The organism is Flavobacterium aquicola (genome assembly GCF_003385115.1).
Classification (GTDB): Bacteria; Bacteroidota; Bacteroidia; order Flavobacteriales; family Flavobacteriaceae; genus Flavobacterium; species Flavobacterium aquicola.
In genome coordinates, this window is record NZ_QUNI01000017.1 from 39,039 (window position 1) to 65,240 (window position 26,202).

The following is a 26,202-nucleotide window of genomic DNA, read 5'->3' on the forward strand; positions in this document are numbered from 1 at the left end:
TTTAAATTACATTAACTGATATTCAGCAAATTCAACAATAGTGAGTAATAGACTTCGAATTCTTGTTCTTACAATTGATAAAGTCATTTCGTTTGGGTTGGCAATGTAAGACCTCCAAGCCCCAGACCAATATTTATCGGAATCCTGACCTGTTAAAAGGGTTTGTGTTTTGATAGCATTTTTTGCGTTTATACTAAAGTCTATCGGCACTAAATACTGAAGACATTCATTTACCAATAAATTTGGATCTTCGCAGACGGCATTAGGAAATTGTTTTACATAGGCTATAACATCTACTTCCATCCTGGTAGTTAATCCATTTTTTTCTATATCAAAACCATAAAACAAATAGTCGATTAAACCGTAGCGTCTTTGTATGGAATTAGAATTTATCCAATATTCATGAAAGGAAGGTTTTTGATAAAAAGCCTGCCAGCCCGCAACGTTTGGAATCGCACCGATGGATTGCTGCATATCATACATAGCATAATTGAACTGGTTCCAAAGATGGTACTGTGCTTCATAATTAGCAATATCTTCTACGTTATAATTTAAGTTGAAAGTACGCATTGTTCCCACAATAACGTCCAATGGAGATTTTATATAAACGCCTCTGTTTGCCATGTCAAAAAAGTGTTCGCTCTTGAATAACTTATCCAAAACGGGTAAAATGTTCCAATTATTAGCCACAAAATGCTGAGCCAAAGGAACTATCACATTGGCTTCGATATTAGCATCAATATCATAATAAACGAAGAAACGATATAAGCGGCGGCAAATATATTCGGATACAACTTTTGATTTGGCAAAAATCATATCAATAAACAAATCCAATTCTCCGGCACCAATATTTGGAATCACAGTATTATTAAAAAAAGAGGAAAATTTCTTGGTACTGGTATCATGTAAATTGTCAATAAAATTGGTTGCCTCTGTTGTGGTATTCAAATTTTGAACTCTCCATCCCGTAAGGACTTTAGCGGCTTGGATCACATCGGCTTCGGTGTATTGGCTGTCTTCGTCTTTGCCCAGTGTAAATAATTCCATAACTTCTCTGGCAAAATTTTCGTCAGGAGCGGTTTTAGTATTGGCCTGATTGTTTAGATAAAACATCATGGCTGGCTGAGTAGCCATACTGCGGATTAAGGATTTGTAATTTCCAGTAGCATTATCACGAAACATTTTCATGTATTTGTAACAAATTCGTGCCGAATTGCTATTGCAATATTCATTAGACGACTGCTTTACAAATTCAAAATCAACCGGAATAAAATGATACCAGAAAAGTGTCATCTTCTCTCGAATCGTAATGTCCTGATTAAAGGCAAGACCTAGTGACCAAGAACTTAAACCGGACGTTCGGTTGCCATTTGTATCACCTCCAACGTCATTAGCTGCGAAAGCATTGTTTGTCCAATCGGCTCCATAAGGAAGTCCGTTTTCGTCTGGATTTTCATTTTCATAATGATTTACCGGCGGAGCAGGCGGCGTATTGTCTACTGTCAAAATCAAATTTACAGCTTGATTCATGCCAAGATTTAGTATCGTATCAACATCAGCTTTTTTAAACCCGAAACCGGTTCTTTTTAGTAAATGCAGGGCTTCCGAAGTGCCCCAAGTTCCTGTATATGCTGCCAGACCGCTGGTAACATTCGTTACTCTTTCAGTTTCCTGGCCTAATTTTGCTGCTAGATTTCTTTTTGGATTTGTTAAAGAAGAATATCGGCGTCCAGTATAAATTTTACGGGAGTATTTTTCGAATAAAGGGTCTTTTTCCTGGGCATTTACTAATAATTTTTTTATCAGCTTGGTAAATAAGGCGCGTCGGGTTAGAGTAATGTTTCCCATAAAATGATTGCTAGTTTGGAGGCCATTGCATTATGGCAAATTACAAACGCCAAATATATGGAAATCGATATGAGAGAAACAACAAAACAAGAAGAACACGTATTTCTACGTGAACTATAAGCAAAATAGGAGAAAATCAAGATTATACAATCTACTTTAAAATTTCAGTCAGATTCTTTTCTTTTTCGGTCTTTAATACAGCTTCAAAGTAAATTAAATCATTTTTTTTGATGAGGTTTATTTCCAGTGTTTCAAATGCCTGCAGAATGGATATGTTTTTGTTCTTGGCAATTAAAAAACGCCATTCTTTGGGCTGGAGTTTATCGAAATTAATTTTCAGATACCCTATTTTGGGATTGGCTGGCTTTGAGGATTTTGCTTTGGAAAGATTGGCTTCAAATATTAAAGAATTGTTTTTGACAAAAGTTTTGGTCACAGCCAAAGGAAAATTTAAAAATGTCTGATGTCTGTCGATTATATTTTGACTTTTCAAAAAGTTATAGATTTTTTGGGAATTATCAGTCTGGATGGAAAAGTAAAAAGAGGGTTCACGGCTTGCATGAGCTACGACTTTCTTTATCGGATTAAAATCATCATCATAATCATACGAAATAGCCGAATCTTTCTTTTCTATTATGCTGTGGAGCAGTAATTCGGTTTGAGCGGGATGATGAACCAGAATGGAATCCAGATTAAAGCCGATCATTTTATTGATTTTAACCGAATGGGTTTTTAATATATTCTGATCATTTAATATGTCGAAATTAAAACCTAATGACAGCAATGAAGCTGGATTTTGAATAAATGCAGAAGTTTTTCTAAACTTTGTTTTCCAATTGAATTTTCCCTCAGCTGCGATTCCATTTTCTTTCAATGAGAGATTTATAATGCCATCATCGTCGAATAAATTATTTTTTTTGATCCAAATAGTTACCGCTTTAGAATTTTCAATAATTTTTTCTATTTTTTTGACATTAAAGCAGCGATTTTTAATGAATAAATTTTCTGCTGTTTTGACGTAATCTTGATAGTTATTTGAAGCATTTGCGCAATACAAAATCTGATTCTCATATCGGATGATAAGCGCATTTGCAGTTTTAGAATAATAATTAATAAACGGTTTTCCGTATTCTGTTTTCACAAACTGAGCATTGACTAAGGCTCTTTCAAAGACCGCTTCGTTTTCGATTACAGCCGTTAAACACCACTGATTAAATGGCTGGCTCTGAATATGAAATGCTGTAAGATAATGAGGTGTTTCTATTCCGTAATCGGAAAGATTAGAATGACTTTTATCCGCAGTATTATTAGTGCCGAATTCCCATTGTGATGGATTCTTCAGGTACAAAAAGGCAAAATGATTTCGAATATTTTTTACATCTGCAATTACAATTCCATCAGCATTTGACGGAATAGTTTTTTTGTCAAATTGTTTGTAAAATCCATACCAATAAAGGATTGCCATACTTCCTATAGTGAAAAGAAGTATGGCAATTCTAAGAGAACTCTTTTTGATTCTCTTCATAAGTTATTCGGTAACAGCACTTTCTTTTTGCTTCTCAGTATATACATCATTAATTACATCAAAGAAATACTGTAAGCTGTTGGCATGTTCTCCTTTAATGGTATATGATAATTCAGATGTAATAGTTCCATTTTTAAATTTAGATTCAGCAGTAATCTCACCTGCATTTTTCAGGGCAATATCCCAATAATTGTTTTTTGCATCTTTTTCCAATTCGGTTTTGGAAGCTGTAATTATTTTTTGAACATCAAACCAAGCTGAAGAATTATTTTTTGAAATCATTTTTTTGAAATCAGCTTGTAGCGGCATTACTTTTTGCTGGATGAGGTTTTCTACATTTTCTTTGGAAGTCGTTACCATAAAGACTCCATTTTTCAGTCCAAAATATAAGTTTTCAAGCACATTATCTTTTTCAAAATGAATCGTATAATACCCGTTTGTAAATTTATAATCGGTTCCTGTGAATTTATCAGTGTTTAAAGGGAGTTTAAGTAATTTGTCTACAAATGTTTCATTTCGAGTATTCACAAGAAATGTGAAATCCGGCTGAATTTCTTCTTTGTTGCTTTTGGTTTCTACCTGCTCATAATTTTCATTATATTCGAAAGTAACATAATCTCTCTGCACTTTTTTGAGATCGTGAAGTACAAAAACAGCATTGCCGGGAATTAAATCAGCTATGGCTTTTTCGTCTAAGACCAAAGCAATTGCATCGATCAAAACATCGGTCTCTTTGCCGCTGGCTTCTTTTGAGTATGCTTGATAAACAGAACTCAAAGTGTTTTTCATGACCTTGTATTCATAATTCATAATGGCTTCTGTATCCATGCTGATAGAGTAGTAGCCCAAGATATTATTACCGATATAATTCAATAAGTTTTTATCTATTCTGGAATCAAACATTTCCTGATATGATTTTTTTATTTCATCGTTTTTAGGAGTTAATACTTGATTGAACCTAATTTTTTCTTTTTCAAAATAGGTATTGATGTGATAATTACTATTTAATAAACCATTTTTATAGATTCCCATCAGCGCCGCATTGCCCCCAGCAAAAGAAGAAAACAACTGAGAGGTTAATATGTCCAGATCTGCAAAAGCATAAAAATCTGATTTTGGATCATTATTCTTAAAAACGTTTGAACTCATAACAGCTTTTTCGCTTGCTGGATCAAAAGTTTCTTTAAAAATTAAATCTACAGCCGAATTGATTTTTGCTCTTTCGATAGAGTCTGTTTTTTTATATTCGAGATCTTCGAGTTTTCTGTTGGTTTCCTCTAATTCCGCTTGAGCCTTTTCTTGTTTAGCATAAATTTCTTCTTCAGTAGGCTCTGTAATTACTGGAACTTTAACTGTTTTCTTTGCTTTTTTGCCTTTTTTTAATTTGCTGTTTTTGGAGGTTTTGGAGGTTTTGGTTTTTTTAGGTTCTGGAGCTGGTTTTATTTCTTCAGGAATTTCATAGCTCATCGCAGCCGAGTCTATCAAAACACTCGTTGAGTCCATCAAAGCTAAATCAGAGTAAGGTTCATTATAAACATTTTTATACGGTTTTGTATAATTGGAATTTATCAAAACGGCAAATTTATCATTCCATGCCAAATGATGATTTTTCGAAGCCGTAATATTAGAATAATTAGCTTGTTTCGTAACTTTAAGACTGTCTCCATATTTGGATTGTATTAATTTTTCGAATTCTACCGCATTGTTCAGCGGAATCAATACCACATAATTCATTACTGTATCTCTATTGGAATAATAGTGATACTGGTTGCGGGTAATATCAATTCCAGTCTGGCTAAGATCTTTTGGCAGAAATTTTAATTCCTTGTCTAGTAAAGCCTGCATCCACGGATATTCCTGAATGGTTTTTAGAGCTACTTTGTCATTTAGATTTTTGCTGTTAATACACAATGCAAACGGTGAATTCTGAGGAACTTTGTTTGCTAAATCCTGCGCATATATTGAAGCATAGAAGCAGATTACAAGTAAAAGAAAATATTTTTTCATGTCTTAAAGTATAATTGTTGTAATTGATGTTGTTTTTTAGTTAAGCGTAATGGTGTTTTCTATTTTTTCATTTCCGTTAATCAGGCTGATGATTGATCCATTTAGCTTAATGGCTTTTTTGCTTTTGGATGTTGCCGCATTTTTGTTGGAAAATGATTTTATCGTAGAATCAAATTTATAAACAGAAGTGTATTTTGCGGTTTGAAATACTTCTTTATCTGACTTTTCTAATTTCTCGTAAAGTGATTTAATAGGGATTTTTTGGGTACGGATAAATTTTTTATCTGCAAAAGCAAAGTAGTCAGTGCTTAAAGAAGGATCTAACTTTTTGCTGTTTTTAAGTTTTAAGAAGGCGGTATTAAGATTTCCTATTTTTTGAAAATCTAGGTCAATTGCAAAAATGTAATTCGTTAAATCAATATTCGTTTTTACATTAGAAATTCCGGCAGTGCTTTGTGCCAATGCTTCTATTTTTGATGCTTCTTTTTTAATTTCGTCTTTAGAAGGAATAGTATAGCCATTTATTTTCTGCATTTTTAAAATCGAATTTATTTTAGTTTTACTTTGACTAAAATTAATTACGAAATTAAAATGTCCCGATCCGTCATCTTTCATTTGGACTTCTTCGATTACCTCAAAACAGCTTTGAAACAAAAAGACAAAACACAGTAAGGGTATAAAATAAATTTTTTTCATTGTACAATCTGCTGCAAAAATTAATGAATTGCTTTGTAAGCAATGGACTGCAAAGGAAAGAATAAATTTTTTGTTTTGATTTTTTTTAATACGCTTTTTATCCTAGATAAATGTCTTTAATCGTTTTTTGGCTCTTTGAAAGATAATTTTAAACATATAAAACCAAAAATTCCCGATAGGAAGGAAGCAATCAAAATGGCAATTTTAGAATACGTTATAACTTCTTCGCCATCGTTTTTGAAAGCCAGTAAAGTGATAAAAATGGACATAGTAAACCCGATTCCTCCCAGCATTCCGGCTCCCAGAATGTTTTTCCATTTTAAATCTTTTGGCAGTCTGCAGATTCCGGTACTTACCGCAAGAAATGAAAATAAATAAATTCCCAGTGGTTTTCCTACTGTAAGTCCAAGTATAATTCCAGTGGAATTTTCATGACTCAGCCCTTCATGCCAATTGTCATTTATGGCAATACAGGTATTAGCAATTGCAAATAAAGGGAGAATAATGAAGGCTACAGGTTTATGTAAAAAGTGCTGTAAGCGGTGGGATGAAGTTTTTTTACCGCCATCTCCAAACGGAATAACAAATGCTAATAATACACCTGTAATGGTAGCATGTACTCCAGAGTTCAGCATGAAATACCACATCGCAATTCCTCCGATTAAATAGGGAGCCAAATGGTGCACTTTTCGTCTGTTTAGGATAAATAAGAATCCCATTATGGCAAATGCAATAAGTAAATTACTAAATGCAATTGTTTGGGTATAAAATAATGCAATGACAAGTATCGCTCCTAAATCGTCAATGACGGCAAGAGCGGTCAAAAATATTTTTAAAGAAGCAGGAATTCGATTGCCTAATAATGATAATACACCAATAGCAAATGCAATATCGGTAGCCATAGGGATTCCAGCTCCGTTTTGGGTATGTGTTCCATAATTTAAAGCTAAGAAAATACCTGCTGGTACAATCATGCCACCCAATGCCCCAAAAATTGGGAGTGCCGCATTTTTGATATTGGATAATTCACCATGATATATTTCGCGTTCCAGTTCTAATCCAATTAATAAAAAGAAAATAGTCATTAATCCATCATTAATCCAATGAGTAATGGAGTGATGCCCAATTTCGGTTTCCCAAAAAGCAATATATTCAGTTTGAATTTGAGAGTTAGCAAGCAGTAAAGAAATTATCGTCACAAAAAGCAGCAGTATACCGCCTGCTTTTTCGCTATGGAAAAAATCAGTAAATGTTTGGGTTAATTTCATTTTATAATGCTCTTGAATGAATCACGAATTTAAACATTTATAATTTAATTTGAGTTCAAACTGCAAACCGTAATTTTTAATTAATTTTGAAAATCTAATTTACTAATCCGCATCATGGACATAAAAATTCTTCATATTGACAGCAATCATCCTTTGCTTTGGGAGCAATTGGAACAAGCAGGTTTTATTAATCACGCCGACTTTAGTTCTTCGAAAGAGGAAATAGAAGCCAAGATACAAGACTATCAGGGAATTGTAATCCGAAGCCGATTTAAAATTGACAAACAGTTTTTAGATAAAGCAACGAACCTGCAATTCATCGCTAGAGTAGGAGCGGGACTGGAAAGTATCGACTGTGATTATGCCGCTTCCAAAAATGTGGCTCTTATCGCCGCGCCCGAAGGGAATTGCAATGCAGTTGCTGAGCATACTTTAGGAATGATACTGTCGCTCTTCAATAAATTAAATATTGCCGACAGTGAAATTCGATGCGGAGAATGGAACCGGGAAAAAAACCGAGGTTATGAACTCGATGGCCGAACGGTTGGTATTATTGGTTATGGAAATATGGGTAAGGCTTTTGCCAAAAAACTTCGTGGTTTTGATGTTGAAGTTCTTTGTTATGATATCAAAGAGAATGTCGGTGATGCCAATGCGAGGCAAGTTTCGCTGAAAGAGTTTCAGAAAAAAATTGATGTTTTAAGCCTGCATATTCCGTGGACTCCAGAAACTGATAAAATGGTTGATTTAGCCTTTATTAATGCTTTCGCAAAAAATATCTGGATTATTAATACTTCAAGAGGAAAGAATATTGTTACTGCCGATCTGGTTACCGCGATGGAATCTGGTAAAGTGCTTGGTGCTGGTCTGGATGTTTTGGAATACGAAAAATTATCTTTTGAAACACTTTTTAAAGATAAGAATACTCCAGATGCTTTTCAGTATTTATTAGATGGACGAAAAGTGATTCTAACACCTCATATTGCTGGCTGGACTTATGAAAGTCATGAACGATTGGCGCAGGTAATTGTAGATAAAATTAAAGCTTTATATGTTAATAAATAAAATTGTAAGTTTTTTAATTGTTTAAAAAGTAGGCATTTGTGATATTTTTTATAATTTAGACAACTATATAATTTAACAAATTTAATTGTCAGCTATGGAGAATTCAAAAAGAGAAGATTGGAATAACCCTCACCCAGTCCGTCAAGAAAATAAAAAAATTTTAGCAGGGATCTTAGCGTTGATTTTCCCATACTTTGGGATTCATAAATTTATTCTAGGATATACTCAGGAAGGAATAATTCAGATTATAATCAGTGTTGTAACTTGTGGAGTAGGCAGTATAATAGGCTTTGTAGAGGGAATTATTTACTTGACTAAATCTGATGAAGAATTTTATCAAACGTATCAGGTCGGAAAGAAAGGCTGGTTTTAACAAGCTTTTGCATGATTGTATAAAGCGAAATCAATAAATTGTTTTCATAAAAATGAAACAACAGCGTAAAATACTCGGAATTATAGGAGCTTTATTAACTCTTATAATTCCGTTTTTTTTAATGTTATACAATCAGAATAACCATCTCGAAACGGATCAGTCTTTATGTCCTTTCAAAATGCTGACTGGTTTACCTTGTCTGGGCTGTGGTATTACAAAATCATTGGTTTATTTCTATGAAGGTGATTTAAACAAAAGTTTATATTATCATATTTTGGGACCGTTTGTAGCCCTTTTTTGTGTAGCAACAATATTAGTTTTATCCGCAGAATTAATTACTAAAAAAGAGTACTTCAATGAAATTCTGTACAATAAAAGACTGGCTTATGTTCTGGCTTGTTTTCTGATTTGTTATCAGATAGTGAGAATTACTTATTTCATAGAAAATAATACATACGATTCCATTTTAAAAGAATCCATCTGGAAATAGACAGGCATAAAAAAATCCCATAAGGGATTTTTTTTATAATTCTAAATCTGCAGTTTCTGCAGACTGCAATCTATTCTTCTTTATCATTTAACTTACGCTCCAATTCGGCTTGAAATTCTTCCATAACTGGTTTCATTGTGCTTTCAGGAATATCCGAAATCCGAATGTACATTAATCCATCAATAGCATTATTGAACAATGGATCGACATTAAAAGCGACCAGTCTTGCATTCTGCTTGATGTATTTTTTGATCAATACAGGAAGTCTTAAAATACCAGGTTCTAATTCATCTATAAGTTTGTCAAATTTATTTAAATCAGCTTCAGCTTCATCAAATATAAAATCTTTGTCGGCATCTTTTAGTTTAACCTTGAACTCTTTCTTAGGGTGAACATATTGAGCGATATATGGATCATAATAATGAGATTTCATAAACTCAATCATCAAAGATTTAGAAAAATCCGAAAATTGATTGCTGATGCTCACGCCGCCCAATAAAAATTTATGCTCTGGATAATGCAGTGTAGTGTGCATAATCCCTCTCCACAATAAGAACAAAGGCATCGGTTTTTGCTGGTAATCTTTAATGATAAAGGCTCTGCCCATATCGATAGATTTACTCATCATATCATGCAGTTCAGGTTCGAAACGGAAAAGACCATTCAGATAAAATCCTTCAATACCATATTTTGGAAAAATTTCCGAGCCCAATCCCATACGGTATGCGCCAGCAATTAGTTTGGTTTCATCATCCCACAAAAAGAGATGGCGGTAATATTTATCGTATTTGTCAATATCTATAGACTCATTTGTTCCTTCGCCAACTTCTCTAAAAGTAATTTCGCGCAAACGTCCAATTTCATGAAGAATATTTGGAATCTGTTTAGCTTCAGCAAAAAACACTTCGTAGTTCTTGCTCTGTAGCAGGCGATGATCTCCTGCTCTCAAAGTTTCAACTTCGGCAATCATTTTCTCTGTACTGGCAGGAGTTACTATTTTCTTAGGTGCTTTCGCTGGTTTCAAACTAGCTGTATTCAAAAAATTATTTTCTTTTTCAAATGGATTGGCCAGCATGTAGGTTTTTTTTCTCAAGAATTCAGTATACTCTTCTATAGATTCGTATTCGTTTTGTTCGGCAACAGGAATAGGTTTTCCTACGCGAACTTTGATGATACGATCCTTTTGAGTTAATAATTCCGATGGAAGTTTAGCAGTTCTAAGAGTGTCATTTATTTTGGATAAAAAATAAAATAAACGACTGTTTTTAGCATGGAAATAAATCGGAACTACAGGAACTTGTGCTTTGCGAATTACTTTTATAGCACCTTCTTCCCACGCTTTATCAACCACAAATTTCCCATCTTTATAAGTCGATACTTCTCCGGCAGGGAACATGCCAAGAGGTTTTCCGTCTCGAAGATGACGCAGTGTTTCCTTAATTCCAACCACGCTGGACTTGGCGTCTTTATGGTTTTCAAAAGGATTTACCGGCATGATATAAGGTTTCATCGGGTCAATGCGGTGCAGTAAAAAATTCGCAATGATTTTAAAATTTGGTTCTCTTTCAAGCATTAATTTCAATAGCAGGATACCATCAATTCCTCCAAGCGGATGATTGGAAATAGTGATATAAGCACCGTCTTTTGGCAGACGTTTAAAGTCTTCCTCCGGAATTTCGAATTTAATTTGAAATTCATCTAATATGGCATTTAGGAAAGGCAGTTCTTTCAAATGCTTATTCCTGTCATATATTTTGTTTAACGTAGAAATCTTTAAAACTTTCATCAGCAGCCAACCCGAAAAAGTACCGAAAACCCCGTACTTATCCGTATTTATTGCCTTTGCAACTTCTTTCGCGGTAACTAGACCCATCTATTTTTTCTTTTTTGAGCAAGAGACAAAGATAGCAAAATACTCCATTTTTTTATGTTTTTTTTTGAATCAATCTTTCTGCTTTTTTACTACTTTTGGATTCCACAGTAAAAAACAAATTTATACAAATGAAGATAATCTCATACAACGTAAACGGAATTAGGGCTGCAATTACTAAAGGATTTATAGAATGGTTGCAACAGGCCAACCCCGATGTTATCTGCCTGCAGGAAATTAAAGCGACCGAAGAGCAGATTCCCGTTTCCGATATTACCGCGGCAGGTTATCCTTATCAATATTATTATCCTGCCACCAAAAAAGGCTATAGCGGTGTTGCCATTCTTTCCAAAATAAAACCCAATAATGTGGTTTATGGAACCGGTATTCAGCACATGGATTTTGAAGGAAGAAACCTTCGTGCCGATTTTGACGATTGTTCGGTGATGAGTCTGTATCTGCCGTCGGGAACCAATATTGATCGTTTGAGCCATAAGTTTATGTACATGGATGATTTTCAAAACTATATTGACATTCTGAAAAGTACCATTCCCAACCTGATTATCTGCGGAGATTACAACATTTGCCATGAGGCGATTGATATTCATGATCCTATCAGAAACAAAAACGTATCAGGGTTTCTGCCCGAAGAAAGAGCTTGGCTGGACAAATTCATGAAATCCGGTTTTGTAGACAGTTTTCGCCATTTCAACAGTGAACCGCACCAATATTCTTGGTGGAGTTACCGCGCTGGAGCAAGAGGGAATAACAAAGGCTGGCGCATCGATTATAATTTAGTAAGTGATTCACTAAAACATAAATTAAAAAGAGCCGTTATATTGCCAGACGCAATACATTCTGATCATTGTCCGGTTTTGGTCGAAATTGAATAATTGAAATTTTTAGGAGCTAATCCAGCTGTCCGTTACAATCTTGTTTGCAAAAATCTTTTTTTGTAAGCCACTGCAGGAGCTTCCGCTGGTCGCTCTGCACCGGCAACAAAAAAATAGATTTTTTACAAACAAAGATTTCCACTTCCATCTGGGCTAGGCTTACCAGATTTTAAGAAATTTTGATTTAAAAAAAGAGAGTACAACATTCAAAAATAAATAAAAATGATAAAAAGAATTTCCATTGGACTTTTAATTCTTGCATTGAGCACTTCTTGCGTTTCCAAGAAAATCTACAATGATCTTGAAAACCAATTTGCCAATCTAAAAAAAGAAAATCGAGCCATTTCTGATGAAAATGCTGCCCTTTTGGCTTCCAAAAAACAATTGGAATCGGAGAAAGAAGCATTGAAAAAGAATTTGGATGAGGTAAATTCAAATCTAGCCAAAGTTCAGGCTGATTTGGCTGCTGCCAAAGATAAAATGAAAGTGATGCAGGATTCTTATGCCGCTCTTGAAAAAAACAGCAATGAATCATTGGAAGCCAATATGAAAAAGAACCGTGATTTATTGGCGCAGCTGGATGCTAAAGCAAAAGCACTTGCAGATGAACAGGCAAAGCTTAATGCAAGTAGCCAGCGTTTGAAAGAACTGGAAGATTTAATTGCTGCTAAAGAAGCCAGCATGAAAAAACTAAAAGAAACACTTTCAAAAGCGCTGAATGGTTTTGAAGGCAAAGGTTTGACAGTGGAACAAAAAAATGGAAAAGTATATGTTTCTATGGAAAACAAACTGCTTTTCAATTCAGGAAGCTGGGCAGTTGGTGCCGAAGGAAAAAAAGCAGTTGTTGAGGTAGGGAAAGTATTAGGTGACAATCCAGATATTTCGGTATTGATAGAAGGTCATACTGATAATGATCCGTATGAAGGTTCAGGTCCAATTGCCGACAACTGGGATCTTTCAACCAAAAGAGCAACGGCAATTGTTACTATTTTGGGTGAAAACAAAAAAGTGAACAAACAAAATCTTACTGCTGCAGGACGCAGTGAATATTCGCCATTAGCAAGCAACAGCACAGCTGAGGGAAAATCTAAAAACCGCAGAATTGAAATAATCCTGACTCCTAAATTGGACGAAATTTCTAAAATGCTGAATGATTTTTAGGGAGTTGCTGAATATTTTAGAGACTAAGTATCAAAGTTACAAAAAAGGTTTACGTGCAAACGTGAACCTTTTTTATTGGAATGAATATGACTTTAAAGTCTCTTTTTTAATTTAGTTCTGTCTTGTTTGTTGTGAAGGATTGCAACGATTGTGATTTGTTTTATATCTTCTTCAATGTAAAAATGAACTCCGTATGGAAATATTTTCGGATGAGCAATGCGAATATTTTTAAATATTGGGGAATAGATAAAAGGATTTTTTTGAATCTTTAAAATGATTTCTTTTATTGCTTTCGCAAAACGTTCTTCTAAATCAGTATCAGGACTTTGTTCATAGTACCATAATTTGGCTTCATCAATATCTCTTTCTACTTCTTCAAAATAGTTTAGTTCAAAATCAAACACAATCATTTTTTGACTTTTTTATCGAGCGCATCAAAAAGACCTTTAATTGGTTTTACTTTTTCTGGGTTTTTAGAAATTGCTTCAATTCTTGAAGACAAAATTTCTTTTTGCCAATCAGGTATATCGTCAGTGATTTCTTCAATATCAGGGTATTGTTTTTTAATTAAATCCCATTCTTGAGCAGGAATATATACGCCCGAATTATTTCCGTCACTATCATGTAAAACTTGTAGTTTCATAATTAGTTTGCTGATTAAATGGTTACTTAAAAGATACTGTTAATTACAAATTTACAAAAAAAATAGGTAAAGACGGGTAATTTGGTTTCAGGCAAACATTCAATTCCTATTAATCCGATTCTAATTTGTTGCAATTCTAAAAATGCTAAACGATAAATTAATTTTATCTTTGCTTTCAATAAAAAAAAACTTAGTTTCTTAGCATCTCAGAAACTCAGCAACTTAAAAAAAATGAAATATACCACTTTACCAAATACCGATATCAAAGTCAGTAAAATATGCCTTGGCACAATGACTTTTGGCCAGCAGAATACGGAATCAGAAGGACATGCCCAAATGGATTATGTACTCGAGAAAGGAGTCAATTTTTTTGATACTGCCGAGATGTATTCTATTCCAAGCAGGGAAGAAACGTACGGAAGCACCGAAAGAATTATTGGTACTTGGCTGAAGAAAACAGGAAAAAGAGAAGAAATTGTTTTGGCTTCCAAAATTGCAGGACCAAATCCTCTTTTTGGTTATATGCGTGAAAAACTTGATTTTTCGCCAGCAAGTATTCAATATGCTTTGGACAAAAGTCTGCAGCGTCTTCAAACCGATTATTTGGATATTTATCAATTACATTGGCCGGAGCGTAAAACGAATTGTTTTGGACAGCGCGGGCTTAAAATTCAGGATGATGCTTGGGAAGATAATATTCATGAGGTTTTGGAGACTTTAGACAGTCTGATTAAAGCTGGAAAAATAAAACATGTTGGAGTTTCTAATGAAAATCCTTGGGGAATGATGCGTTTTCTGGAAGAAAGTAAGTACAACAATCTGCCAAGAATTAAAACGATCCAGAATCCCTATTCTTTGCTGAACCGCCTTTTCGAAAATGCTTCTGCTGAGGTTTGTCTTCGCGAAAATGTGGGATTATTGGCATATTCGCCATTGGCTTTTGGAGTTTTGTCCGGAAAATTTTTGACAGGTGAAAGTCATCCCAATGCTAGATTGACTTTGTTTCCGCAATATGCAAGATACAGCAGTACTCAATCTACAGAAGCGACTAAATTATACCAAAAAATTGCCCATAAACACGGATTGACATTAACTCAGTTGGCTCAGGCTTTTGTCCTGCACCAGCCTTTTGTGACCAGTTCAATCATCGGAGCTACAACAATAGAACAGCTCAAAGAAAATATTGCAACTATTGACGTTGTTTTATCAAAAGAAATTTTAGATGAGATTAACGCCGTTCAGGCTGTTATTCCTGATCCGGCGCCATAAGATAATAGTAAATTTGAATAAGTAACCCTGTCAGAGTTTTAAACTCTGACAGGGTTTTTTATCTTAAAAGCTTTTAGAATTACCAAATTTCTAGTGTAGCCCCGATGGAAATGGCATCTCCCGATTTAGAAAAACAAGGCTTTTTAGCCGTAGTTTTTATTTATCGGGAATATAATGGACAGCGGGACAAATGCTGTGCTGAAAAGCAATTATTCTGCTCATAAAAACAAGTTTACGGATTTTTCTTTACAGTTCTTTCAGCAAAGAATATACTTTCTTGAACTTATTGAAGGATTCAGTATATACTTTTTCATTTGCCGGATTTGGAAAAAAGGTTTTTCCTGTTTCATTCTGGTTTTCTGCAGAAACATTTTTGGCTTCTAATCCTATTAATACGGCACCCCACGCGGAACCTTCGATAGTTTGTGAGGTTTGTACTTTCATCTGAAAAATATCGGCTGTGATCTGAAGCCAAAATTCGCTTTTCCCAAAGCCACCACTGGCCATAACGGTTGTTTCTTTTCTTTTTTTGGGATCGGGCAATAGAATTTCTGTAATTTGAAATAAGCCAAATAAAATGCCTTCCAAAGTGGCTCTGACCAAATGTGCTTGTGTATGCGTAATCTGCATTCCTAAAAGTGTTCCCTGTGCAGAAGCATCCCAGATTGGTGCTCTTTCCCCCAGTAAATAAGGTACAAAAAGTAAACCTTCGGAACCTGCCGGAATCTTTTCTGCTTCTTCAAAAAGAGTTTCATAAGATACAGCTGTTTTTAGAATAGTTTCTTTAAGCCATTGCAAAACTATTGCCCCATTATTTACTGCACCCAAAGTAAGATATTCATTGCCTTTGAGATGGTAACATTGTGTCCGCATTTGAGGGTCGAGAGATGGCTGATCAATGGGTAAACGGACTGCTCCGCTTGTGCCAATTGTCAATGCCATAAATCCCTTATTCATTGCTCCTGTTCCCAGATTTGCCAAAGCGCCGTCGCCTCCGCCAATTACGTATAAGAGATTATCCAAAACTCCTTTGCATTGATGCGTCACTTCGCAAACTGCAGACAGCTGTTCTGGTTTTATTTTTAAAAAATCCAGAATTTCATCATCCCATTGTAAAGTATGGATATTCAATAATCCTGTGCCCGAAGCCATTGAAGTATCCGTAGCATATTCTCCAGTGAGATGATGCCAGACATATTCTTTTATACTGATGAATTTGTAAGTTTTGGAGAAAACTTCAGAATCAGATTCTTTGAGCCATACTATTTTGGTCATGGGCGAAAAAGGATGAATCGGTATTCCTGTTTTTTGATAAAAAGGGTTTCCTTTTTCTGAGTTTTTGATTTTTTCGGCTATTTCGCTTGCTCTGTTATCTGCCCATAAAATTGCATTGGTGAGCGGTTTTCCAGTTTCATCAACTGCGATAATGCTCTGCATCGCCGAACTGAAACTGATAAATTGCGGCTGAATAGCTGCGGTAATTTCTTTTATGCATTCTAAAACAGTATCTAAAATCTCTTGCGGTTTCTGTACACTCCAATCTGGTTTTGGATGATACATTGGATACGAATGCGAAATCTGATTGATTACATTTCCATGCAGGTCAAAACATACCGCTTTTGTAGCTGTAGTTCCAATGTCAATGCCAACGAAATGTGATTTTATTTGATCCATATATTCAGTATCAAAACTCCAATTAATCCCATAACTCCAATAATTGTTTCCATGATTGTCCAAGTTTTAAACGTGTCGGAAACACTGATGCCAAAATACTCTTTGAACATCCAGAACCCCGTATCATTGACATGAGAACACATTAAACTTCCTGCACCTATCGAAAGTACCATTAATTCAGGACTTACGCCCGATGCCGCAACTAAAGGCTGCACAATTCCGGCTGCGGTTAATCCCGCAACAGTGGCAGAACCTAAAGCAATTCGGATTATCGTAGCAATCAGCCATCCTAAAACTAGGGGAGAGAGAGATGATTTTTCGAAAAATGTACTTAAATCTGTTCCTATTCCGCTGTCTATAAGCACTTGTTTAAAAGCACCTCCGGCAGCAATTATCAAAATTATCATTGTAGCTGCGCTTAATGCAGCACCAGACTTATCCATAATGTCCTGCATTTTTCTGTTGCGGAAAATACCTAATGTAAACACTGCAAAAAGTATGGCAATCAGCATTGAAATGGTGGGGTTTCCAATAAAAATTATAATGGAACGCAGGGAATTTTCTTCTGCTAAAAACAATTCGCTGAATGTTGCTGTCGCCATCAAAATAACAGGAACTAACGCTGTTATAATGCTGATTTGAAAAGAAGGCATTTCAGTCTCAGTAAATGTTTTGCTTTCAAATAAACCTTTTGGAGGAAAAGCATTGATTTTTTTGATAAACTCAGGAAAAATAATTCCGGCAGCAAAAAGAGAAGGAATTGCCACTATTAATCCGTACAGGAGTGTTTTTCCAATATTAGCTTTAAATATAACCGCGATTGCTGTTGGTCCGGGATGAGGCGGTAAAAAACCGTGTGTTATCGAAAGTGCCGAAGCCATTGCAATCCCTAGATATATAATAGGCTGCTTTGTGCTTTTGGCAACTGCAAAAACCATTGGAATTAAAATAATAAAACCTGCGTTGTAAAACATCGAAATTCCCACGGAGAAACCTGTAATCACCATCGCCCATTTGATGTGCTTCACGCCAAAGGAATTAATCATCACCGAACTTATCCGCTGTGCTGCGCCACTGTCTGAAAGGAGATTTCCTAAGATAACGCCAAACGCAATAATTAAAATCAATGACCCCAGCGTACTGCCGATACCCTGCTGAAAGGAATTTATTAAATCAGTGAAAGGCATTCCTTTTAAAATCCCTGCAAAAAATGCTGTGATTGTTAAGGCTATAAAAGCGTTAAGCTTAACGCCGGAGATTAAATACAATAACAGTAGAATACTTGCAATCAGAATCAGTAAGGACATGAAATAATTTTTTTATGGATGTGATAATTCTATTGAAAATTGAGTTTCTGTCAAGACCTAACAGGTTTTTAAGACCTGCTAAGTCTAATTTAATAAGATTCTCGGCGATTATTCATTTTTCTCAACAGCATGACCGCCGAATTCATTTCGAAGTGCGGCCACAACCTTTCCAGAAAAGGTATCTGACATTTGGGAACGGTAACGCATCATTATAGAAAGCGCAATTACAGGTGTTGGAACGCCTAAATCCAATGCGGTTTCTAAGGTCCATTTTCCTTCGCCAGAGGAATGCATAATTCCTTTTATACCGTCTAGTTTTGCATCTTTAGAAAAAGCATTTTCAGTCAGTTCCATCAGCCAGCTGCGTACAACAGAACCATGATTAAACAGTTTGGCTGTTTTGTGAAAATCAATATCAAATTCGGAATGTTCAAAAACTTCAAATCCTTCTGCAATAGACTGCATCATACCGTATTCGATTCCATTGTGAACCATTTTGGTAAAATGACCGCTTCCGGCTGCTCCTGTATATAGCGATCCGTTTTCGACAGAAATATTTTTGAAGACTTTAGATACATAATCAAATACATCTGCATCACCGCCTATCATTGTGCAGGCACCATTTAGCGCTCCCGAAGTTCCTCCCGAGGTTCCGCAGTCTAAAAAATCAATTCCATGTTCTTTCAATTTAGTATATCGGCGTTTGGAATCATTATAATTCGAGTTTCCACCATCGATAATAATGTCATTTTTTGACAAATGAGGCACTAATGAGTCAATAACGGCATCTACAATTTCGCCCGCAGGAACCATTAACCAAATTACTTTTCGGTTATTTAGCTTTTTGCATAATTCTTCTACAGTATGAGCTGTTTCAATTCCTTCTTTCCCAATATTAGAAACAAATTCTAAGTTGACGTCCTGAGCAACAACTTCATAATTGTTTCTTTTTAAATTCAGGGCTAGATTGAACCCCATTTTTCCTAGTCCGATTATTCCTATTTGCATTGTGTCTGTTTTCTGTTTGATTTGTAAAAATATTACTTTAGTTTAATTGCTATTAATAATTTCGGTATTTAAATTTTACTTTTGAAATGAATTATGTTAAATAATTGAAATTTAATAATCTAAAAAAAAAAACCTGCCAGAATTCAATCTGACAGGGTTAAATTTACAAATTCTCTATAATCTGATCTTTGGGATATCGTACTTTGTAACTTATCCTGATTTTCTTGGTTTCATTTGGTTTCATCTGCAATTGCCATGTTAAAATTCCTGTTTCGGGATTTACTTTAGCACGATCGCTTTGCAGTAATTCGATTTCAATGTCTTTATTGGAACTCAACGGATATTGGTCTTTTAATAACATTTCAATCGCTTCTTTTTTGTTATTTCTAATGGTAATATCAAAAGTGAAAGTCTGTTCTTTTTTGGAAGATAAAAACTTGGTGCCCGATTGATCCACGACTTTTTCGCGTTTGATGCTCACTTTTTTATCACGGCCCATACTCAAACTCAAAGTGTCGCTCGTTTGATTTGGTTCGATGAAAGTTTTACCCACATACATACCTTCAAAAATAATATTGGCTTCTCCTCTCAGCAGATTGTATTTGCTGTAATCGGCAATTTCGGCTAGTAAAAAAGCATCTTTTTCTGCTTTTGGTACAGCATAAAATTTATACGATGTCGGAAGCTTGATTTCTTTCAATGAAACGCTGTGTACTTTTCCACTTGATAAAATATCATAAGGAATGTCAATGTCAAAAGAAACGTTTAATTGATTTTCTGATACTGTTGTGTAATCAGAAACAGAAGATTTTGCTAGCATCATCGGCTGTGCCTTATATTCTTCATTAGCAATCTCAACGCCTGCAACTCTTCCCTGCAGCTGATTCATTACTCCTTTATTCTTGGTAGCATAGCCACTTATAACTACTTCTTTTAACCCATTGTCAGTTGGTCTATAATTTAAGAACCAAGAACTTAATAAGGGCGCTTGATTGTTTTGGTTGGGAACACCGCTAGATAAAGTCAGTTTTACTTTTTTCCAATCGATTCCGGTGTTTTGAATAACCTGCGCTTTGTACATCATATTGATTGGTACCGTTACACTTTCGGTGCGTAAATCATAAAATGGAGTCCATGAAGCACTATTCGATAAATAAGTAATATCCAATGGAACGGCTCCAGCCAAATTGTTCATCACTTGGACAATTAGTTTTCCGGAAGAAGTTTTCTCTTCTTTACTAGTATCAACTTCGAGTTTGTTGTTCAATTTCTGAAGAGTCTCATTGAGTTTTTGCTCTTTTTCATTTAAGGCGTTTATTGTATTGGCAATTTCAGTTTGTTTGGCTTTGTAATAATCGACCATTTTCATTAGTTCCAATACATTCAAACCCGAATTCACTCCCGAAACCTGCTGATTTCTGTCTAAAAGCGCCAATGTTTTGGTTTCCGAATTCTTGGCATTAGTTGTTTTTAAAAGTTCTTTTTGAACCAAAACAATACTGTCTTTTACTTTTTTCAATGCAGGAGATTTTAAATCCACTTCATATTCCGAAACGTAGTCGTTGGTAAATTGAACCGAAAGTACCGTTACGCTCGCAGGGGCGCCTATCTGTACTGAATTTTCATTTAAATCGACGGCTACATTTTTGATGACAATCTCACTGGTGCCTAATGGCAGATTTATATTGGCTGTTTGAGAGATTTCTGCAGCGTTAAAATACACGGTCGCTGCTTTTACTTTGGCAGTCGTGAAAATTGGTTTTTGTGCAAAACTAAATGCCGAAAACAATAACGCAAAGAGGAAATAAATTTTTTTCATGAGGTAGTGAGTTAAGATTATATCTCTATAGATGGCAAAAAGTTGAAAAAGGTTGGGTGTCTGCTCAAATTTTTTATAATTTTTTTTTTGCCAGGTATTACAAAGATTCACACAGATTTTTGTAAGCATCATTAAAAAAATCTGTGTAAAACTATGCTAATTCTATCTTTTTTAAGTCGTTGTGAATACTTTGTAAGATTCATTTTTCTACGGTGTAACCTTTCACTTTTGCCAAAGCCACTATAGAAGTGTTGATTGCTTTTCCCAAATCGTCCTGTGATTTTGTTTTTTTGGCTTCGGTGTCGATGTATTGCTGGCGTTTTTTGCCCAATTCACCAATTTCTTTTTGAATAGCTTCTCTTTCCTTGGTTTTTTGAGTAATAATTTCTTGCACTTCAGCTTCGGATTTGTTTTGAAGTTCGGCTGGTAATTCTTCTTTTTTGATTTTTGCAATGGCTTTTGGATCTTGTTTTACTCGGTCAACCAAATCCCAGCTTTCGTTTTTGTATACCGCTTTGGATTTACTTACGGCACGTTCCGCATAATTGGCAGATGAAACGCCTTGTGCATTTTTGTCCTGTACTTCCTGATTTATTTTTTTAGCAGAGCCTTTCGATCCATAGCCAATATAGGTCGAATTTATCTTTACATTGCATTTTGATATTTGATCGTCATAAGGCGTTGATACGTATTGAATAGATTGATTTGAGTCAATGTTGAAGTATTTTCCTTTGCCATAATCGGCACCGTCTTTCCAAAAGGTATTTATGCCCTCCAAACTGCTTCCGCAAAAGATAGTATTGACGTAAATATCGTTTTTCATTGCATCACTGATCGCTTCTTTGTAGTTTATTCCGCCTTGGTTGAAGGCTTCGTTTCCTGCAATATAAATAAGCTTCATATTGTCGTTTGCTTTTCCCCATTGCAGTTTTTTTGTAGCGTCCTGAATTACCGCACCGCAATATTCGTTGCCTCCGTTGGTTCTCAAAGCAAACAATTTTTCTGAAATCAAGTCGAGGTCAGTGGTTAGTGGAGTTACTTGACGAATATAATTAGATTGCTGTGCCAAACCGTCGTTGCCGTATTCGTAAAGCGCAATTTCGATATCGGGAGTTTTTCCTGAATATTTAAGAGTGGTCAGAGTGTTTACAATATTCCAAAGTCTGGATTTGGCTTGGTCGATCAAGCCGTCCATACTGTTGGATGTGTCCAATAAAAGTGCGACTTGGATTTTGTTATTGTCTTCTCCTTTTGGCTTTTCGGGATTGATTTTTTCTACGGGTTTTGCATTCGAATTGTTACAGCTTGCAAAAGAAAGTGTTGTTGCTAAAAGCGCTGAGATAAATAGTGTCGATTTCATAGTTTCTAGTTTTTAAGGATTGATTACAGATCAAACTTAGAAACTAAAAACACTCTTTTTTTGGACAAATGGTGAAACGGGCTTTTCACTTGGTGAAACGGGTTTAAATTAAGCCTGAAACCTGTAGCAGAATCTACTACAGGTTTCAGGCTTAATTTAAAGCTTTTGTTTTGCGGTATCGACAACAAGATTCTTTAAATCGCCATTTGGAGTAATCAGTATAAATTGCTTATCTGTTTTAGGAATTTGTTTCTTTTCTCTATTAATGAAAATCTTTATTTCATATTGTACTTGTATAACCGGTTCCAAGATCGTAGGGTTTATTATAAAATCAAATTCTTTATTAAATACAGGCTGATAATAAAGCGTAGTCGATTTATTTGATTGATTGACATTTGCTGTTTTCTTTAAGTTTAAATAAGAATTATTATACGCTTCATAGGATTTGTACATTTCTACAGGTAAGTTTACAATAAAATCATCGGTTATTCTTTTTTCTGCATTTGTAAATGTCTCACCAAGAATTACCTCATAATTCTTGGTTTTTTCCTGTATTAACAGCTTTGCTTTGTTCATCATTTCTTTTTTGATTGATTCTAAAGTATTTGAGACATAATCAACTCGTACCAGATCGTATATTTCATGATTGGATAAAATTGATATGAAATCGTTCAACTGATTGGGATCAGAGTATTTTATATGAATGTTTTTCTTCAACTCAAACCCAATTGGAACTTCATTGTAGGTTTTACGACTGAAAACCTTTTTCTCAACTTCATATTCATAAACAGGAACAAATGAGATCATATCTACAAAGGTTACAACATCTTTTTTGAGTTTGATTTCTGTTAATGATTGCGAAATTCTCTGATTAATTAATTCATTGACCTCTTTGGTCGTTTTACCTATTTGAGTTAAACTGAAAATAGCAGTGTATGAATCTGCCTTAACATTCGCAAGGCCTTTTACAGTTATCATAATACCATCCTGAGATGGAAAATTGATATTGATTGTTTTTTGTTCAGAATACTGATTTTGGTAATTGACATTTCCCGAAACCTGTCCAGAGCTAAACTGAGACAACAGAATGATTAAAAATGAAATGAATAGTTTTTTCATATTGATAGATTTTAAGTTTACATGGTAAAAGTATCAATAGAGGAAATATATTTTTGAGAGAATGGGTCAACAAGCCGTTTGACTTGGTAAAAGCTATAGTTTTGGAATTAAAAATTAACTTACTTTACACTTTCTAAATATTTGTTTGTGAAACATAATTTATTAATTGTTTTTGCTCTGCTCTTTTTAGCGTTTTTATTTCCTCATGAAATAATTGCGCAGTCTCCTTCTATAGAAAAAATTGAAAAAAAAAATAACGCTAAAAGTAGCAAAGCTAAAATTAGTGTAGTTGCTGACGAATTATCTAAATCTTTGGATGAAAATAATGAATCGAATATCGCTTCGAATTATGAAAAACTGGCCAATGAGTTTCTCGGAAAAGGGGATAATGCCAAGGCCGAGGAATATTTTAAAAAAGCGCTGGCGAGCTACACCAAACTAAAACTGACCGATGACAAAACCCGTGTCACCAGAAGCCTTGCCAAAGTGCAAGAATCACAGAAGGATTATAAGTCGGCGATTAGTAATTATGAAGTTGCCGGATCGATGGCCGAAGATAAAAGTCTCGAAAAGATTAATACTAATGATGCCAATCGTCTGCGATCGTCTGCGAGTCCGGTGGCTCAGGAAAGTTATGTGAATTCGAATATTGAATTGCTGAAAAAGGAGAAAAAAAGTGATGAGGTTTCGGATGCTTATGTGAAGAAGGCCGAAAATTCGCTTCAACAAAAAAAGAAGGAAGTTGCGATAGAAAGTTACAATCAGGCGCTCGCTTACGCGAAAGGGAAGCCGGCGAAGATCATCAAAATTAATAATGAAATTGCCAAAGTATACGCTTCGGACAATCAGTTTGACAAGGCAATCGGGATTAGCGAAAAGCTTTTGGCGGATGCCAAAACCAAACAGGATTTCACTACTCAAATCAAGCAATTGCAGTCGCTTTCGGGGCTTTATTTTCAAAAGGAAGAACCAAACAAAGCTGTTGATGCCTTAAAGGAAGCATTTGCCTTAGCACTGCAAAAAGGTAATTCGGCCGAAGCGAAAACAAGTCTGACGGCATTAACGCAGTATTATAATAAAAAAGGAAACAATAAGGAGAGTTTGGCTTTATACGATCAATTTGTTCAGAATTTCGACCAGTTAATTCATTCGGACACGACTTTGATTGATGCCAAAACATTTCAGGTGAGTGAAGATAAAATTCGCCAGTTGGAAAAAGAAAAGTCGCTGAAAGACGAGCTGATTTCAAGGAAAAACACTTTTAATTATTTTCTATTGGGTTCAATAGGGTTGCTATTACTGTTTTTTGTATGGATTGTAAAATCATTTTTTGCTATTAAAACTAAGAATAAGGAAATCGCTTTGCAATCGTTGCGTCGCGAAATGAATCCACATTTTATTTTCAACAGTCTTAATAGCGTCAATCAGTTTATTTCCGAGAATAAAGAGCTGGAAGCCAATAAATACCTGACTTCGTATTCTACGCTGATGCGAAATACAATGGAGAATTCCAACAAGGATTTTGTTTCACTGGATAACGAATTGGAGCAATTGAAGAAATATTTGGAACTGGAACATTTGCGTTTTCAGGATAAATTTGATTTTAAAATTAGTGTTGATCCGGAATTGGATGCCGAAAGGACGATGGTTCCGAATATGATAATGCAACCGCATTTGGAGAACGCCATTTGGCACGGTTTACGTTATTTGGATACCAAAGGACTGCTGTTGCTAAAAGTGGAGTTAATCAGCGGAAAAGTGGTGATTCGGATTGAGGATAACGGCATTGGTCTTGCCAAAAGTCAGGAGCTGAAAACGGCCAATCAAAAAGTGCACGAATCACGAGGAATGAGCAATACGAAAGAACGTATCAGTCTGCTGAATGAACTGTACAAACAGCATATTTCTTTCATTATTTTTGAAAAAACAGTACCGGAAAGAGGAACGATTGTTGAAATTAGCTGTCCATTAATTGATAAAATACGATGAATTTTCAGAAGATAAAAAGCGTTATAGTCGAAGATGAGTTGACGGCGCGTGAAGTGCTCAAAAATTATTTGGGTAAATACTGCCCGCAGGTAGAGGTTATTGGCGAAGCCCAAAATATAAAAGAAGCCGTTCCGCTGTTGCACGAATTACAGCCACAATTGGTTTTTCTGGATGTAGAAATGCCTTTCGGAAATGCTTTTGATGTTCTGGAAGCCTGTAAAGATTTGCATTTTGAAACTATTTTTGTAACTGCCTTTTCGGAATATTCGCTTAAAGCCCTGAACCAAAGTGCTGCCTATTATCTGCTGAAACCTATAAGCATTGAAGAATTGATTGTTGCGGTAAACAAAGTGCATCATCAAATCCTGAATCATGAAATTTTTAATAGAAACAAGATTATTATTGAAAATTTCAAGGAATCCAAACCCGAAAAACAACAAGTTATTCTGCCGACACTGGAAGGTTTTGAAGTCGTAAAAATGGAGGAAATAGTTCGGCTTCGCGGTAACGGCAATTTCACCGATTTGTATCTCCATAACGGAAGTAAAAAGATGGCGTGCCGTTTTTTAAAGCATTTCTCTGAAATTTTGCCATTGCCTTTCATCCGTGTGCACAAATCCCATATCATCAATCTGAATTTTGTGAAATCGTATAATAAAGGCGGTATTATTACGCTGAACGATTCGACCGAAATTGAGGTTTCCCCGACTTATAAAGAGGATTTTTTGAGGAATTTTAAATAGGGATTATTTAACCGCAAAGGGCACAAGGTAAAATCCGCTATGTTCGCAAAGCTTTGTGTTCATAGCGCTTCCTTT

22 protein-coding genes are annotated in these 26,202 nt (G+C 35.2%); 8 read left to right on the forward strand and 14 right to left on the reverse strand.

Annotated elements, in window-relative coordinates:
• Positions 1–6: 6 nt before the first annotated feature.
• The 5 genes from C8P67_RS20280 to nhaA form a co-directional block, all read right to left on the reverse strand.
• The gene (locus tag C8P67_RS20280; protein ID WP_115815021.1) at positions 7–1,848 is read right to left on the reverse strand and encodes a DUF1800 domain-containing protein; all 1,842 of its coding nucleotides are present in this window, start codon (positions 1,846–1,848) and stop codon (positions 7–9) included.
• A gap of 151 nt (positions 1,849–1,999) precedes the next feature.
• Positions 2,000–3,373, reverse strand: coding sequence for a hypothetical protein (locus C8P67_RS20285; protein ID WP_147298267.1), 1,374 nt, complete (start codon positions 3,371–3,373; stop codon positions 2,000–2,002).
• 3 nt (positions 3,374–3,376) lie between these two features.
• A complete protein-coding gene (locus C8P67_RS20290; protein WP_115815023.1) occupies positions 3,377–5,380 on the reverse strand; it encodes a hypothetical protein in 2,004 nt (667 codons plus the stop codon).
• A gap of 36 nt (positions 5,381–5,416) precedes the next feature.
• A complete protein-coding gene (locus tag C8P67_RS20295) occupies positions 5,417–5,914 on the reverse strand; it encodes a hypothetical protein (RefSeq protein WP_147298268.1) in 498 nt (165 codons plus the stop codon).
• 278 nt (positions 5,915–6,192) lie between these two features.
• Entirely contained in the window at positions 6,193–7,344 is a 1,152-nt protein-coding gene (gene nhaA / locus C8P67_RS20300; protein ID WP_115815025.1) for a Na+/H+ antiporter NhaA, read from the reverse strand.
• Between the two features lie 114 nt (positions 7,345–7,458).
• Here nhaA and C8P67_RS20305 point away from each other — a divergent pair, with 114 nt between their 5' ends.
• From C8P67_RS20305 to C8P67_RS20315, 3 genes are all read left to right on the forward strand, one after another.
• On the forward strand, positions 7,459–8,409 hold the full coding sequence (locus C8P67_RS20305; RefSeq protein ID WP_115815026.1) for a 2-hydroxyacid dehydrogenase: 951 nt from the start codon (positions 7,459–7,461) through the stop codon (positions 8,407–8,409).
• A gap of 94 nt (positions 8,410–8,503) precedes the next feature.
• Positions 8,504–8,782, forward strand: coding sequence for a TM2 domain-containing protein (locus tag C8P67_RS20310; protein ID WP_115815027.1), 279 nt, complete (start codon positions 8,504–8,506; stop codon positions 8,780–8,782).
• 52 nt (positions 8,783–8,834) lie between these two features.
• On the forward strand, positions 8,835–9,272 hold the full coding sequence (locus C8P67_RS20315; RefSeq protein ID WP_115815028.1) for a DUF2752 domain-containing protein: 438 nt from the start codon (positions 8,835–8,837) through the stop codon (positions 9,270–9,272).
• A 70-nt stretch (positions 9,273–9,342) separates the two neighbouring features.
• Here C8P67_RS20315 and C8P67_RS20320 read toward each other — a convergent pair whose 3' ends face one another.
• Positions 9,343–11,145, reverse strand: a complete 1,803-nt coding sequence (locus tag C8P67_RS20320) for a GNAT family N-acyltransferase (protein ID WP_115815029.1) — start codon at positions 11,143–11,145, stop codon at positions 9,343–9,345.
• Positions 11,146–11,273: 128 nt separating this feature from the next.
• Here C8P67_RS20320 and C8P67_RS20325 point away from each other — a divergent pair, with 128 nt between their 5' ends.
• Both C8P67_RS20325 and C8P67_RS20330 read left to right on the forward strand, forming a co-directional pair.
• Entirely contained in the window at positions 11,274–12,035 is a 762-nt protein-coding gene (locus tag C8P67_RS20325; RefSeq protein WP_115815030.1) for an exodeoxyribonuclease III, read from the forward strand.
• A gap of 222 nt (positions 12,036–12,257) precedes the next feature.
• Complete coding sequence (locus C8P67_RS20330) at positions 12,258–13,196, forward strand: OmpA/MotB family protein (RefSeq protein ID WP_115815031.1); 939 nt, start codon at positions 12,258–12,260, stop codon at positions 13,194–13,196.
• Between the two features lie 92 nt (positions 13,197–13,288).
• On the opposite strand, the gene C8P67_RS20335 is transcribed toward C8P67_RS20330, so the two are convergent.
• Positions 13,289–13,606 carry a type II toxin-antitoxin system RelE/ParE family toxin gene (locus tag C8P67_RS20335; RefSeq protein WP_115815032.1) on the reverse strand — a complete coding sequence of 106 codons (318 nt, stop codon included), beginning with the start codon at positions 13,604–13,606 and terminating at the stop codon, positions 13,289–13,291.
• Positions 13,603–13,839 carry an addiction module protein gene (locus C8P67_RS20340; RefSeq protein ID WP_115815033.1) on the reverse strand — a complete coding sequence of 79 codons (237 nt, stop codon included), beginning with the start codon at positions 13,837–13,839 and terminating at the stop codon, positions 13,603–13,605. Before C8P67_RS20340 ends, C8P67_RS20335 begins: the two co-directional genes overlap by 4 nt.
• Positions 13,840–14,070: 231 nt before the next feature.
• Here C8P67_RS20340 and C8P67_RS20345 point away from each other — a divergent pair, with 231 nt between their 5' ends.
• The gene (locus tag C8P67_RS20345) at positions 14,071–15,108 is read left to right on the forward strand and encodes an aldo/keto reductase (RefSeq protein ID WP_115815034.1); all 1,038 of its coding nucleotides are present in this window, start codon (positions 14,071–14,073) and stop codon (positions 15,106–15,108) included.
• 246 nt (positions 15,109–15,354) lie between these two features.
• Here C8P67_RS20345 and C8P67_RS20350 read toward each other — a convergent pair whose 3' ends face one another.
• The 6 genes from C8P67_RS20350 to C8P67_RS20375 form a co-directional block, all read right to left on the reverse strand.
• Complete coding sequence (locus C8P67_RS20350) at positions 15,355–16,782, reverse strand: gluconokinase (RefSeq protein ID WP_115815035.1); 1,428 nt, start codon at positions 16,780–16,782, stop codon at positions 15,355–15,357.
• A complete protein-coding gene (locus C8P67_RS20355; protein WP_115815036.1) occupies positions 16,770–18,089 on the reverse strand; it encodes a gluconate:H+ symporter in 1,320 nt (439 codons plus the stop codon). Before C8P67_RS20355 ends, C8P67_RS20350 begins: the two co-directional genes overlap by 13 nt.
• Before the next feature lie 108 nt (positions 18,090–18,197).
• Positions 18,198–19,097, reverse strand: a complete 900-nt coding sequence (gene gnd / locus C8P67_RS20360) for a phosphogluconate dehydrogenase (NAD(+)-dependent, decarboxylating) (protein ID WP_115815037.1) — start codon at positions 19,095–19,097, stop codon at positions 18,198–18,200.
• Between the two features lie 163 nt (positions 19,098–19,260).
• The gene (locus C8P67_RS20365; protein WP_115815071.1) at positions 19,261–20,916 is read right to left on the reverse strand and encodes a DUF4139 domain-containing protein; all 1,656 of its coding nucleotides are present in this window, start codon (positions 20,914–20,916) and stop codon (positions 19,261–19,263) included.
• A gap of 199 nt (positions 20,917–21,115) precedes the next feature.
• Positions 21,116–22,276 (reverse strand): vWA domain-containing protein, encoded by a 1,161-nt coding sequence (locus C8P67_RS20370; RefSeq protein WP_115815038.1) that lies wholly within the window; start codon positions 22,274–22,276, stop codon positions 21,116–21,118.
• A gap of 156 nt (positions 22,277–22,432) precedes the next feature.
• Entirely contained in the window at positions 22,433–23,395 is a 963-nt protein-coding gene (locus C8P67_RS20375; RefSeq protein ID WP_115815039.1) for an SIMPL domain-containing protein, read from the reverse strand.
• Between the two features lie 147 nt (positions 23,396–23,542).
• Here C8P67_RS20375 and C8P67_RS20380 point away from each other — a divergent pair, with 147 nt between their 5' ends.
• Positions 23,543–25,384 (forward strand): tetratricopeptide repeat-containing sensor histidine kinase, encoded by a 1,842-nt coding sequence (locus C8P67_RS20380; RefSeq protein WP_245980552.1) that lies wholly within the window; start codon positions 23,543–23,545, stop codon positions 25,382–25,384.
• Entirely contained in the window at positions 25,381–26,127 is a 747-nt protein-coding gene (locus C8P67_RS20385; protein WP_115815040.1) for a LytR/AlgR family response regulator transcription factor, read from the forward strand. The genes C8P67_RS20380 and C8P67_RS20385 overlap by 4 nt, the downstream gene beginning before the upstream one ends.
• Positions 26,128–26,202: the final 75 nt, after the last annotated feature.